This is a genomic window from Bradyrhizobium sp. CCBAU 21365, assembly GCF_015291305.1.
In the GTDB taxonomy this organism is placed as follows: Bacteria; Pseudomonadota; Alphaproteobacteria; order Rhizobiales; family Xanthobacteraceae; genus Bradyrhizobium; species Bradyrhizobium elkanii.
The window spans coordinates 1,049,359-1,062,245 of sequence record NZ_CP030036.1 but is presented as its reverse complement, the minus strand read 5'-3'; the positions used below and the strand labels follow the sequence as shown (position 1 = coordinate 1,062,245).

Genomic DNA, 12,887 nt, shown 5'->3' with positions numbered 1-12,887 from the left:
GACTTCCGCCCAATGCACTTCTATTTGATTTCAGTGCGCGCGTGCAATTCTGCGACGATCAAGCGATTGCGTCTCATCATCAGGCTGTCTCTGTTTCGTTGTCGCTCTTGCGAAGCTTCCGCCATGCCGGAAGGATGAACGGCTGCCCATGATCGATCGGCACGCGCATGGTGGTCTCGCCATATTCACCCGGCGGCCCTAGTGCTACGACCTGACGGCTTTGATAGGAGAACGGCTCGTCCGGCGGTGCGACCGTGTAGCGCTCCGGCAATCGCCTCAGAACCGAGGTTCGATAAATCCAGATGTCGTTGCCCTTGAGAAGGACGATGAGCTGTCGCAGGCGCCGGCGAACCGCGATCTCCGTCGCGGGGGGAATGTCGACGAGAATATCTCGCTGCGACCAGGACAAGCCAACGAGGATATCGAAAAGCTCCTGCGCATAGGCTCCAGTTTCCTCATCGAGCGTTGTCTCGATAATGCAGGCCACGTCGTGCGAGCGGGCCGCCTCCGTATAGAGCGCGCCCTCGTCCGCTGTCGCACTGGCGATGTCATAGTCGTTGCGGGGGATGAGCCGGTCCTCATCTTCCATCAGCGCGGAAAGGACTTCCGGCGCACTTACGGTCGGCGTCATTTCCGAAAGCTCGGAGCCAAGGATAATGCGTTCACGATGAACTTGCAGCGCTTTTGCCAACCGTTCAGCCGTTGTCACTGCAATTGGCGCATTCTCATTCTCGATCATACGAAGCATGCGAATGCTGACACCGATTTCACTCGCCATTTCCTTTTGGGTCGACAGCCTTTCAAGCTGCTCCCTCAGGGCTTTCACCGCCTTCCCGTTCGGCACGACCTTCCTCATCTCAACCTCATCCCGTGTATTCGATGACTCAAAATTTACATGAGGGAGCCTGGCAGCGTGAGGCAGCCGACCGGAATCGGAGCGGCACACTGGCGGCAAACCAGCAAACTGGGCAATTCAACGTGCAGTACCCTTGACTAGGCATTTATGACCGGCCATTTATGACCGGTCAAGGAGACCTTTATCATGCTTCGTTACAATCCGGAGAAATTCGCCTCGCTCTCGGAGTCCGACATCGGTCAGCGGATTTGGTCGTTTCTTACGAAGCCCGCCACTATCGCTCGCTTGGAGACGGCCTCGGAGCTCGGAAAGCCTGCCGTCGAGGGCATCGAGGAGCAGCTTCTGGAGGAGTTTCGCGAAGATGTTCTGGTTGACCGCGTCAAGCAGATGGTCGGCCACATGGTCAGGCAGATATTGGAACAGCGCGATTGGGTTCTCGACCAAAGCGACGTGAAGGTTCAGTCGGTGCCCTTCAGCAAGGCGGCACGTTACAGGCGGCCCGATTGGATCACCTTCCATGCCTTCCGCAATACCAAAGACCCGCGCGACGTCGTCATCACCGACCGTCGGCAGAACGCGCCTCTGCCGAAAGACGCTCGCTGGACCTTCTACGCAACCTTTGCCAGCCCCTTGAAGGCGGCGGTTGCGTTCGGCGTCAATGACACCCCCAAACTTCGCCGACAAGTGCAGACCCACGGTTTTCACCGTGTCCACATCCCGCGAATGCTGCGACGCGCCTAATCCAGGAGAAATTGAAGGCATGATGCAGTTCAACGACAGGTGCGACAGAGCGGATACCCATCGCCGAACGCGAGCGGCCATCGCACGCTTTTATTGAGCCATAACGAGACCGCCAGATATGGAAACGTTCAACCTTGATCCCCGTCAACTTGCCCGGATCGAAGCCGTTCATCGCGGGTTCCTCTATCAGCACCTCTATGCCGCCGCGTGTCTGTTTGATGCTGCCCGGGCCGGTGTGACCCATGTCATCGTCGAGAATGATGAAGACGTCGAACTCGTCCAGCCTGACAGACGAATCTACCTACAAGTCAAAACTCGGGCATCTAACCTTATTCTAAGCGACATTGATGGCGCACTCTCAAGGTTCGCGGCTATTAGACAGGAGCACGAGGAAGGTCGACGGAGCGGTTCATGCCAGTTCGTCATAGTATCGAATAGTGCGCCTGGGCCGGAATTTGCCAAGCTTATCACAGGTAAAGAATGGCCGTCCGACACCAGGCTCCATTGGCCGCAATCACCGGCGGTAGACGAAGCCCTTCCCTTGCCGTGGAGGACCATCGCGGATGGTTTCGAGGCGTGCCGAGCGGCTGCCGAAACGCTTCCTTTTTCCGTATTGGCTCCAGAAACCCTCGTCTGGAAAATCGCTGGCCGGATGATGGCAGCAGCGGGTGGGATTGAGCCAAGCTCCAATCACACGTTCACGGTTGAGGAATTACCGGCACTCTTCGAGCAGCTTGTTGTCCAACTCCAAGATTTTCCTGCTCCGCCGCTTCGATATCGTCCGCAGGAACATGAACCAAATCTGGCAAATGGCCAACGCGTGCGGCTCGTCGTCGGCCTCTCCGGTGCAGGAAAGACGTCCTGGGTTTCTCAGACAGCTCTGCATACTTCTGACCGTCTGGCATATTACGATATTGCCGAGATATCCGGCCCTGCGCTGGCCAATGCCGTCGCACGCGAACTTGCAGCTCGCATCTTCGGATCGCGTGGCGGCAAGCTAGGCGAGATCTTGTTACCGGGCGCAAGCGGCACCGAAATCCTGTTTGCGATCGGTCGCCACCTAGCCGAGGACAAACTCACCGCGACTGTGGTGTTGGATAACGCGCATCGCATTGCAGCCGCGGATTTGGTTTCGCTGGTCGGGGCCTCCGATCAGCTGCAGTTTGTGCTTCTCGCCCAGCCCAGCGCAACGATCGCCCGAATCGAGGCAACGCTTGGCGTGAAGGCGGAGTTGCTTCTCGGCTGGTCCAATGAGACGGCCGCGGCCGAGGGAGCGTCGCTCGGATGCCGTGGGGATTTCTCAGACTATGAGCGCTTGTTGAAAATCACTGGTGGGCTGCCGCTCTACGTCCAGAATGCGCTGAAAATTGCGGCTGAAAGCTACGAGGGGGTGGTCACCCGAGTCTGCGCGGCGCTTGAGGACCGCACCCATATTGTCGAGACTGCGCAAGAACTTATTCTGTCAGATGTCTTCGACAGATTTAACGACCCTGAGCGCCGCGCTGTCGCGGCGCTCAGTCTCAGCGACGTCCCACTGACTCAATCCGAAGCCAGTGTCGTATTGAAGCGCGCCTTCGACCTCGAGCCGGAGATCGCGGCCACGGCATTCAGGCGATTGCGAACAAGCGGTACAATCCAGATTTTCGGTGTCGATCGTTTCAAGATTCACGATGCGATGAGACCGCTCGGCCGCACCTACCTGAGTGACGCCGGGGGTGAGCATCTGCAAAATGCACGCGAGGCCATTCGCGACCTCCTTATAAAGGCACTACCCAACGATCACGACCGTCAAAGAGTTTTTCTTCTCCTGAGGATGTTTGTCGCTCTTGGGAACGTGAAGCCTCTCGTTGAGATGGCCACCGACGAGATATTTCACGAACTAGTCATCTGGAACGGAAGTTCGTGACATTAGTTGATCGCTCGGATCTCTAGAGAGGAGAGCGCTCGTGGCGAATGCAGGTGTGAAAGGCCGGCCGATCGCGCCGTTGGTGCTGAGTTCGCAGGAGCGGGCGTACTTGGAGAGGCAAGTTCGTCGTCATCGTGTAGCCCGATCGCTATCTGAGCGATGCCGCGCGATCCTGCGGTGTGCAGATGGTCTGCCAAGCAAGTCTGTGGCTGCCGAACTTGGCATCCATGAACACACCGTCGGCAAGTGGCGCCGCCGATTCTTGAAGGATCGTTGTGATGGCCTGCTTGACGAAGCCCGCCCGGGCCGCCCTCGAACCATCGACGATGATCAGGTTGCCGAGGTAATCGAGCGGACATTGCGTACGACGCCGCCCGACGCAACGCACTGGTCGATCCGCTCGATGGCTGCGGATACTGGCTTTTCTCACACCACGATCCGCCGAATGTGGACGGCGTTCGGCTTGCAGCCGCACCGCAGCCAGACATTTAAACTATCGAGCGATCCGCTATTCGTCGATAAGGTGCGCGATATTGTCGGGCTTTATCTGTCGCCGCCTAACCGAGCCGTTGTCCTCAGTGTCGATGAGAAAAGCCAGATCCAGGCACTCGATCGCGAGCAGCCGGTCTTGCCGATGATGCCTGGGGTGCCGGAACGTCGCACGCATAGCTATGTGCGGCATGGTACGACCACGCTGTTTGCCGCGCTCGATGTCGCTTCCGGCTTCGTCATTGGCAAATGCTACAAGCGCCATCGGGCGCTCGAGTTCTTGAAGTTTCTCAAAGAGATCGACGCTCAAATCCCTGAGGGGCTCGCTGTCCATATCGTCATGGACAACTACGCTACCCACAAGACCCCCAAGATTAAAGCGTGGCTCGCTCGCCGGCCGCACTATCATGTCCACTTCACGCCGACTTCCGCGTCGTGGATCAATCAGATCGAGCGCTGGTTCGCTGAACTCACCAGAAAGCAGATCCGGCGAGGTGTTCACACCTCCGTCAGGCAGCTCGAAGCCGACATCCGTACCTTCATCGAATTGCACAACAACAACCCGAAGCCCTTCAAATGGACCAAGTCCGCAGACCAGATCTTGGCTTCCGTCAAACGCTTTTGCCACAAAGCCCAGCAGACTTTATGTGGCGAACTTTAGATTCATGTGACTAGGGCGCGGACTCATAACGAGCGGCGAGCCATAGCCGGATAGATGCAAGTTGGATGAAGGCAAGGTAGTTTCCAGCAAGCCTGTCGTAGCGCGTCGCCACCCGACGGCATTGTTTGATCCTGTTGAAGAACCGCTCGACGCGGTTGCGGGCGCGGTAGAGATACGGGCTGAAGCAGATCGGATCGGTCCGATTGCTTTTCGGCGGGATATTGGCCCATGCGCCCTTTTTCATGGCAAGCTCCCTGATCCAGTCAGCGTCGTAGCCGCGGTCGGCGAGCAGCATTGATCCGGATCTCAAACGAGAGAGCAGTTTACCGGCAAGTCGAACGTCGTGCACCTCGCCAGGACTCAACGCAAGTTGTACCGGTAGACCATTGCTGTCGACCACCGCGTGGATTTTGCTCGTCAGACCGCCGCGTGACCTTCCCATCGATTGACGCCAGTTTCTTGTGATGCAGGCCCCATGTTGATGTACGCGAACAATGGAAGTGTCGATCATCTGCACGGCAGCATCATGGGCGCCGGCCAGTGCGCTCATGAGCTTGGCCCACACGCCGGCCCGTCGCCAGCGAACGAATCGATTGTAGCAAGTGGTGTACGGACCGAAGTTTTCTGGCAGGTCGCGCCATGGCGCTCCGGATCGCAAGACCCAGAAGATGCCGTTGAGGACACGACGGTCATTCACCCGCGGCACGCCGCGCGACTTATTCGGCAACATCGGCTTAATGACGGACCACTCATAGTCCGTGAGTTCGTAGCGCATGATTCGGCCCCTTCCGTTGTGTGGCTTGAATCATGGCTCGGCTGTCGGGCTCAACTGGTCGCTATGCACTCGAAAGCCGACCGATTATGCTCACCTTGAGTTTTGTCGTTCCTGACCCAATGTATGGTCCGGCCGTGCGTAGCAAGAGGTTCGTCGATCAGGTGGTGAGTGGTCTTGCATCAATGTATCCGGCCTTTGATTGGAGCATTCTCTCCGGGCCATCATGGATATCAGCGCGCGTGCGTTCTCATTAGCGGACAGGCCTCGATTGGGCCATTTGGGTCACCAGTGTTCGCATGCGCCGGGAAGACCGAACCTCCATCTCGTCTCATCCTCTCGCAGACCTTGGCTGGAACCTGTTGATGGGGTTACGTCATCGCTTGCTCCTCCTACCTCGCAGTTCCTGTGTTCGAGCCGGGGGCCGTTCCTTCGTCCCGGCCCGCAGGACGTGCGTCGCGTCGCGCGCACGGGCGGTCAAGGCCGGCCGTTGCGCTTTGCTTGCGGCTGGCTCCGGCGTTGCCAGGCCGCGCCTTGACCGCCCCGAGCACGGCGCGACGATCAAGCGGATTGGACGTCTGCATCGTTGGTCCTTGTCAGCTCGAAGGCGCGTCCTTTAGCCAGCACCGCCCAGGCGATGCGGGCAAGCTTGTTGGCGAGTGCGATCGCTAGCACGTTGTGGTGCAATCGCTTCTTGGCGGCTTCGATCCAGGATCTGAGTCCGTAACGTTCCCAGTTCTTGATCCTGACCAGCACCACCCATGCCGCCTGCACGAACAGAACGCGCAGGTAGCGATTGCCGCGCCTTGAGATTTTGCCGAGGATCGTGCGGTCTCCCGTCGAGATCTGCTTGGGCACCAGTCCGAGCCAGGCGCCGAAGTCACGGCCTTTGGAGAAGACGTCTCCAGTGCCGATCGCGGCTACCATGGCGCTCGAAATGATCGGCCCGATGCCAGGCACCGTCATCAGGCGCGAACATGCCTGATCTTGACGGGCCAGTGCTTCGATCTCGCCGGAGAGGCTATCGATGCGCTGATCCAGCCGGCGCCAGTCGCCTGCCAACTCCTCGATGACACGCAACATGCGTGGCGACAGGGCATCGGTGCGCGTGGCAAGGATGGTGGGCAGTTCTGTGCGCAGGAAGCCGATACCCTGGCGCACCGCGATCCCGCGTTCCAGCATGAAGGCGCGAATCTGGTTGATGATGCCGGTGCGTTGCGACACCAGCCGCTCGCGCACCCGATGCAGCGCCTGCAGATCCAGTTGCTCCGCGGTCTTGGTCGCCACGAACTTCATCGTCGGGCGTTGCACGGCTTCGGCAATCGCTTCGGCATCATTGAAGTCGTTCTTCGGTCCTTTGCTATAAGGGCGGACATATTTGGCCGGCATCAACCTGGCATCGTGACCTAGCGATGCGAGTTTGCGGCTCAAATGATGTGCGCCGACGCAGGCTTCCATGCCGATCAGGCAAGGCTGCATATTGGCGAGCCGCGCCTCCACCTGGCCACGCGACCACTTTTGCCGCAGCACGATGGCGCCGCGCGTATCGTGGCCCACGACGTGGAACGAGTTTTTGCCGATATCGATGCCGATCACGGCGATCGCAGTACTGGGTGTCTGGGACATGGCGTGCTCCTTGTCTTGGCGCCCCTGGCCAGCTTATCGCTGGCGGGGCAGGAGCACGGCCGGACCATCCCATTAGCAGATCTGAGGCGTTGCGCCGAGCCCCGCGAAGTAGCCAACGTGGTGATCTTTCTCGATAGGACGGCGCCAGCGCGATGGCTGGGCCGTCCTGACGGCTGATGCGGGGACCATCAATCGGCTAACCGGCGGTATCGAAGACAGCTGCCGGTCCTTCATGATGAAGGTCCGTCAAACGTGTGCTACGCAGTGGTTTGCACAGAAGAGCGACGCAAGCCGGTGCTCCATAGCCAAACGGCCGAAACCATAAAGTAGAAGGCACCGAACGCGGCGTAGCCGGCAACGTCACTAATCCCGACATTGGTAACAACCCCCGCCCGGTAGACGAAGAAGCACCCCGCCAGCGCCGACTGTGCGCCGCTGAGGATCATCGCCCATTGTGCGCCGGCCGATCCCCAGCGGCCCACGCCGGTCGCAAGCTGAAGAAGCCCCGCGACGACCGCCCATGCCCCGAAGATCAAAAGCACGGCATTCATGCTCCGCGTCAGCGCGATGGTGACCGCTATTGCAGTAATAATGCTAATGATGACATTGACCATCTGGCTCTTGCTCGAAGCAAGCCCACTGCTGCGTTGCGCGTCGAGATAGTTGGCGAGGGCATCCCACAAGGGATAGGCAACCAGCAGGATGGCCGCGAGATGGGAACGGTCTCTGGCGATCGTCAAGGCCGCAACCGCCCATAGAGCCGCGACGGCAGAGCGAATGAAATAGTAGCGCTTGAGCCAGGCATTGGCTTTCGGAGAAGGACGTGTAGTGCTGAGCGTCATGTGGTCTCTTCCTGGATGGCAGTTACCCGTCCGCCTGGTCATTATGTTTTCACGCCACGGCGTAGCAGAGGGGAAGCATCATGATTGTCGTTTCGCCTCCTTTGCGAGGCGGCGTCGGACAGGATGTAACCAACTACGAGGCGATGCCGGGAGCCGTTACTGAGGCCGAACGAAAATTTTGGACGGTCCTCACAGCCTGAGCAACGCAGGCCTGCATATAAATCGACTATTGCAATTAGGAACCGTTTGGTTTATATTGCCCGTATGATGACCATCAATACCAAACTTCCTGTGGGACGCCCCCGTGAATTCGATCTCGACGAGGCGGTGAGGCGAGCGATGCAAATCTTTTGGGATCGTGGGTTTCACGACGCATCGTTGCCTGATCTGCTTGCCGGAATGCAGCTTTCGAAGGGCAGCTTCTACAAGGCTTTCGGTGACAAGAAATCTGTCTTCCTGCGCGCCCTCGAGTTCTACACCGACGATGGCGTACGAAACGTCCAGGAGGTTCTGCGATCAGCCCCCTCGCCGAAGGCGGCAATCCGCAACGCGTTGGTGCGGTATGCGGATTTGTCGTCTGGGAAAAAAGGGGTGCGCGGTTGTTTCGGTGTGTTGACGGCTGCCGAGATGTTGCCGGGAGATCCCGACATCGCAGAGGTGATCAAGCGTCTTTTCTCCAGGCTTCAAGCCCTGTTCGCTGCAACGATCGCGAAAGGACAGGCCGCCGGCGAAATCGCCAATAGGTCCGATCCTGAAGTCATCGCGCACTTTATCGTCTCACATGCACAAGGCATGCGGGTGCTTGGTAAAGTTGGATCACGCCGCGACGAGATGCTGAAAGATGCCGATCTCCTGATGGAGATGCTTTTTTAAAAGCAAAATTAGGAACCAATTGGTTCCTATTGCAGTTGTGCCGATGGCACGCTTGGCTTTCCTGGGAGCTTCAATGTTCGGATATCAGCAACAGAGTCACCGATTGGACTGCGGCGAAGGTTACGGTTCGATATGAGGAACTCAGATGCCAGGCGCTCTATGCGGTTCTCGGTATTCGGTGCAATGGCGATCGTTCTCTCGGGTTGTGCCAGTCGCAGCGGCCTCGTCGAGGCCGATATCATCAGCACGCCGAGTGAGTACGCGCAACTCGTCGACGGAGTTTACACCTTACCAGCCGTCGACATATCCGGCGTCGATCCGGCGATGTTGCGCCAGCGCGTGGACTATACGACGAATGAGCCTGTCGGGACGATTGTCATCGATACGGCTGCTCATCAGCTCTATCTTGTCGAGGGCGACGGAAAGGCCATGCGCTACGGCATTGGCGTTGGCAAGGATGGTCTCGCTTTCGCAGGCACCGCGACCATTAGGCGAAAGGCGGAATGGCCGCATTGGACTCCGACCAAGAACATGATGAATCGGGAGCCTGCGCGCTATGGCCATCTCGCCAGCGGAATGGCCGGCGGGCTTGGCAATCCCCTTGGACCACGCGCGCTGTACCTCTTTCAGGGCGAACGGGACACGATGTTCCGCATTCATGGGACGACCGAGCCGGAGACGATCGGTCGCGCCGTTTCGAGCGGATGCATTCGACTCATCAACCAAGACATCATCGATCTCTATAGCCGGGTCAAGATCGGCAGCCGCGTCGTCGTCATCCAGGGCGGCCGAGCGGTGAGTTCTTGAGCATGGCCTCTGATCGCAGAGAGTCGGTCGGCCTTGGCCGATATCACGGGTCGCAATAGCGGCGAACGATTTGCATCGTCTGATAACAACTCGGAGAAGAAAGCATGAAGACTTGGCTCATCACAGGCTGCTCAAGCGGCTTCGGCCAGCGGCTCGCGCTCGCGGCGGCGGAGCGCGGCGATCAGGTCGTCGCGACGGCCCGCAGTGTCAAGACGATCGAGGATATGGCCGAGCCTTTCGACGGCCGCATGATCACCGTGCCACTGGACGTGACCGATGCGGCGGCAGCCAAGGCCGCGGTCGCAAAAGCGGTCGAGACCTTCGGCGGGTTCGACGTGCTCGTCAACAATGCCGGATACGGACTGCATGGCGCGATTGAGGAGGGGACGTCTGACGAATACCGGCCGATGTTCGAGGTAAACCTCTTCGGTTTGATCGAAGCCACCAGAGCCGCCCTGCCCGTCATGCGGCGCTCGGGCGGAGCGATCGTCAATATGTCGTCCGTCGCCGGCATCTCGGGCGGCGGAGGCGGCGGTTACTACAACGCCGCCAAGTTCGCCGTGGAAGGGATTTCCGAAGCGCTCGCCAGCGAGTTGAAGCCGTTCGGCATCCGAGTGCTGATCGTGGAGCCTGGGCCGTTTCGCACCGATTTCCTCGGCCGTTCGATCACAGTCGCCGCCAACGAGATGCCGGAATATGCCGGGACCTCGCGCAGGCACTATCGCGAAACCAATAACGGCAATCAGGCGGGCGACCCCGACAAGGCGATCGCAGTGATCCTGCGCGCCGTCGACGACGACGACGCCCCGCTTCACCTGCCGCTCGGCCCGGTCGCGCATGCTGCCGCCGAGCGAAAGCTGGCTGCCTTCCGCAGCGATATCGACGCCTGGCACGACATCACGATCGCTACCGATTTCGACCCGCCCGGAACGCGGGTCGCGAGCTCCGATCGAACGTCAACATCGACGGGACAGCGACCATGATCGCGACTCTGAAGGGTTTTGCCCAACAGCTGGTGCCGGTGAACGGCATCAAGATCAACGCCGTCACGGGCGGCTCAGGCCCGTCGATTCTTCTGCTGCATGGCTGGCCGGAAACATGGTGGGAATGGCACCATGTGATGCCGCAACTGGCCGCGCATTTCAGCGTGGTCGCGATCGATCTGCGCGGCGCCGGCTTTTCCGACTGTCCGCTCGGCGGCTACGACAAGGCGACAATGGCGCGCGACGCGCACGAAGTGATGGCTGCCCTTGGCCATCAACGCTACGCAGTGTGCGGCCATGATATCGGCGGAATGGTGGCCTTGCCGCTGGCTGCTGTCTATCGAGAGGCCGTAACCCACCTGGCCGTTCTGGACGTTCCGCTTCCCGGCTGGAGCGGATGGGAGGCGACGATCGCAACGCTCTGGCACTTTGGTTTCCACATGAGCCGGGATCTCCCCGAGCGCCTGATCCATGGCCGTGAATACGACTATGTTTCGAGCTTCATGGCCGAGCGGTTCTACGATCACAGCAGCTTCGATCCGGCGGATGTCGAGATCTACGCCAAAGCAATGGCGCTCCCCGGCCGCACCCGCGGCGGCATGGAATGGTATCGCACCCTCGCCGCCGACCACGCAGCGGCGCTTGAGTACAAGAAGCAACCGCTCGAGATCCCGGTGCTGGCTCTCGGCGGGGATCATCGCTTTGGTCCGCATATGGTGCCGATGGTCGAGGAATTCGCCAGCAACGTAACGGGCGGCTCGATCGCCCGCTGTAGCCACTATGTCGCGGACGAGCGGCCGGATGCAGTCGCAGCCGCTCTGATCGAGTTCATCGGAGCCCATTGAAACTCGGCGCCCGTGTCGTTGTGGGCCGGAGAAATCGCGACACTGCGGCAACAGAGCCCCGCACTCATCACGATCGATCAATTCAATCAGAAAGGACAACCCGTCATGACCACACCTATCATCCGCGGCGTCAACCATATCGGCATCACGGTGCCCGACATAGAAGCCGCGAAATCGTTCCTGGTGCAAGCTTTCGGCGGCCAGGTGATCTATCAGTCCTTCGGGCCGCAGGATCCGCCGCGGCAAGGCCCCGAATTCGAGCGGGCCGTCGGAGCGTTCCCGGGAACGGTCGTGCGTGGACAGGCGATGGTCAAGATCGGCACCGGACCCGACATCGAGCTGTTCGAAATGCACGGCCCCCAACAAGCCCAGCCGATCCGAGCGAGCGACTTCGGCATCACGCATTTCGGTGTCTACACCGACGACATCGACGCCTCGGTCACGCGCTTCGAAAAGGCCGGAGGCACACGCCTCACCGCGCCGCGCGCGATTCCTTACGCAACCGAGAAAGGTCTTGGAAACAAGGTCTGTTACTGCCGAATGCCATGGGGCACCACGATGGAATTCATCACCACGCCAGATCGCATGCCTTACCACGACCAGACGGCCTTGCGGAGGTGGCAAGACGAGGATTGAGATGAGCGGGACGGCGCCGGCTCGCGCCGTCGACATGCAGGTTGCACGGCACCGGCTGGGCGCTCGGTCCTCCGCGCGTCTTTTCGAAACAGAGTCCAAGCCGCCGTCTCATCCTCGATATGTGCCCGAATCGGCGGGGCAGCGCGATGCCGGACGATTCACACGGTTCGCGTAAACCGGGCAAGGGCCGTCCGGCGGCCGACATACATATCGATCGCAATCATAAACAGCGGACGCGCGCTGAATGCGAAGGTTCTGTAGAAAGTCGTCTGATGGCAAATGCAACAATGGTCGTGACCTGCAGCGGCGGCACATACTTCGATCGCGACTATTATGTCGACGTGCATCTACCGTTGGCGCTCGCATGCTGGCAGAAGCATGGCCTCGAAAGCGCCGCCGCCTTCTTCCCTCGAGACGTCAATTCGGTAGATGTTTCCGTCGGGTTTTATCGGTTTCGCGATGAGGCTTCGCTTCACGCTGCGCTTGCATCCGCCGACACCGACGCAATTATGGACGATGTCCCCCGATTTACTGACGCCAACGTTACCCGAATGATCGGAGCCCCGCTCTGACAGGCGGATGTCGCGATGCATCCCGTTAACTCGTCAATTCCGACTGGCAGGATCATACGCCTTACCAGTGGACGAAATTCCTGACATTGACGCCGGTCGCGGCCAAGCGTCGACCCATCTCGGAAGTCCGACAATGTCCGCTTTCGCGCCGTTGTTGGGGGACAAGCGGACATAGGTGCGCCTACTCTCAGCGGCAGAGTTTATGAGTACGCACCCTAGTTTACAAATGATCGTTTTACGTTCTTGCGGCGCCCATGGTTGTCTTTGGGCACGAGAGG

The 12,887-nt window shown here is 59.5% G+C and carries 13 protein-coding genes; 9 read left to right on the top strand and 4 right to left on the bottom strand.

Annotated features, from left to right (window positions below; all coding sequences use genetic code 11):
- Positions 1-79: 79 nt before the first annotated feature.
- Positions 80-856, bottom strand: a complete 777-nt coding sequence (locus XI02_RS04965) for a helix-turn-helix transcriptional regulator (protein WP_014498595.1) — start codon at positions 854-856, stop codon at positions 80-82.
- Positions 857-1,042: 186 nt separating this feature from the next.
- Here XI02_RS04965 and XI02_RS04960 point away from each other — a divergent pair, with 186 nt between their 5' ends.
- From XI02_RS04960 to XI02_RS04950, 3 genes are all read left to right on the top strand, one after another.
- Positions 1,043-1,597: a hypothetical protein gene (locus XI02_RS04960; RefSeq protein ID WP_014498596.1), complete on the top strand. Its 555-nt coding sequence runs from the start codon at positions 1,043-1,045 to the stop codon at positions 1,595-1,597.
- A 118-nt stretch (positions 1,598-1,715) separates the two neighbouring features.
- Positions 1,716-3,503, top strand: a complete 1,788-nt coding sequence (locus XI02_RS04955) for an ATP-binding protein (protein WP_014498597.1) — start codon at positions 1,716-1,718, stop codon at positions 3,501-3,503.
- Positions 3,504-3,543: 40 nt separating this feature from the next.
- Complete coding sequence (locus XI02_RS04950) at positions 3,544-4,653, top strand: IS630-like element ISBj5 family transposase (RefSeq protein ID WP_011085265.1); 1,110 nt, start codon at positions 3,544-3,546, stop codon at positions 4,651-4,653.
- A 10-nt stretch (positions 4,654-4,663) separates the two neighbouring features.
- Here XI02_RS04950 and XI02_RS04945 read toward each other — a convergent pair whose 3' ends face one another.
- The 3 genes from XI02_RS04945 to XI02_RS04935 form a co-directional block, all read right to left on the bottom strand.
- Entirely contained in the window at positions 4,664-5,428 is a 765-nt protein-coding gene (locus tag XI02_RS04945) for an IS5 family transposase (protein WP_011090902.1), read from the bottom strand.
- A gap of 558 nt (positions 5,429-5,986) precedes the next feature.
- Positions 5,987-7,051: an IS110 family transposase gene (locus tag XI02_RS04940; protein WP_011088795.1), complete on the bottom strand. Its 1,065-nt coding sequence runs from the start codon at positions 7,049-7,051 to the stop codon at positions 5,987-5,989.
- A gap of 257 nt (positions 7,052-7,308) precedes the next feature.
- Positions 7,309-7,893 (bottom strand): DUF308 domain-containing protein, encoded by a 585-nt coding sequence (locus XI02_RS04935; protein ID WP_009734588.1) that lies wholly within the window; start codon positions 7,891-7,893, stop codon positions 7,309-7,311.
- A gap of 264 nt (positions 7,894-8,157) precedes the next feature.
- On the opposite strand from XI02_RS04935, the gene XI02_RS04930 reads away from it, so the two are divergent.
- From XI02_RS04930 to XI02_RS04905, 6 genes are all read left to right on the top strand, one after another.
- The gene (locus XI02_RS04930; protein ID WP_011090904.1) at positions 8,158-8,766 is read left to right on the top strand and encodes a TetR/AcrR family transcriptional regulator; all 609 of its coding nucleotides are present in this window, start codon (positions 8,158-8,160) and stop codon (positions 8,764-8,766) included.
- A 159-nt stretch (positions 8,767-8,925) separates the two neighbouring features.
- Positions 8,926-9,573, top strand: coding sequence for a L,D-transpeptidase (locus XI02_RS04925; RefSeq protein WP_014498601.1), 648 nt, complete (start codon positions 8,926-8,928; stop codon positions 9,571-9,573).
- Positions 9,574-9,677: 104 nt separating this feature from the next.
- The gene (locus XI02_RS04920; RefSeq protein WP_011090906.1) at positions 9,678-10,556 is read left to right on the top strand and encodes an oxidoreductase; all 879 of its coding nucleotides are present in this window, start codon (positions 9,678-9,680) and stop codon (positions 10,554-10,556) included.
- On the top strand, positions 10,553-11,401 hold the full coding sequence (locus tag XI02_RS04915; RefSeq protein WP_011090907.1) for an alpha/beta fold hydrolase: 849 nt from the start codon (positions 10,553-10,555) through the stop codon (positions 11,399-11,401). The genes XI02_RS04920 and XI02_RS04915 overlap by 4 nt, the downstream gene beginning before the upstream one ends.
- 105 nt (positions 11,402-11,506) lie before the next feature.
- Positions 11,507-12,037 carry a VOC family protein gene (locus XI02_RS04910; RefSeq protein ID WP_026192141.1) on the top strand — a complete coding sequence of 177 codons (531 nt, stop codon included), beginning with the start codon at positions 11,507-11,509 and terminating at the stop codon, positions 12,035-12,037.
- A 146-nt stretch (positions 12,038-12,183) separates the two neighbouring features.
- Positions 12,184-12,609, top strand: coding sequence for a hypothetical protein (locus XI02_RS04905; RefSeq protein WP_223153792.1), 426 nt, complete (start codon positions 12,184-12,186; stop codon positions 12,607-12,609).
- Positions 12,610-12,887 lie beyond the last annotated feature (278 nt).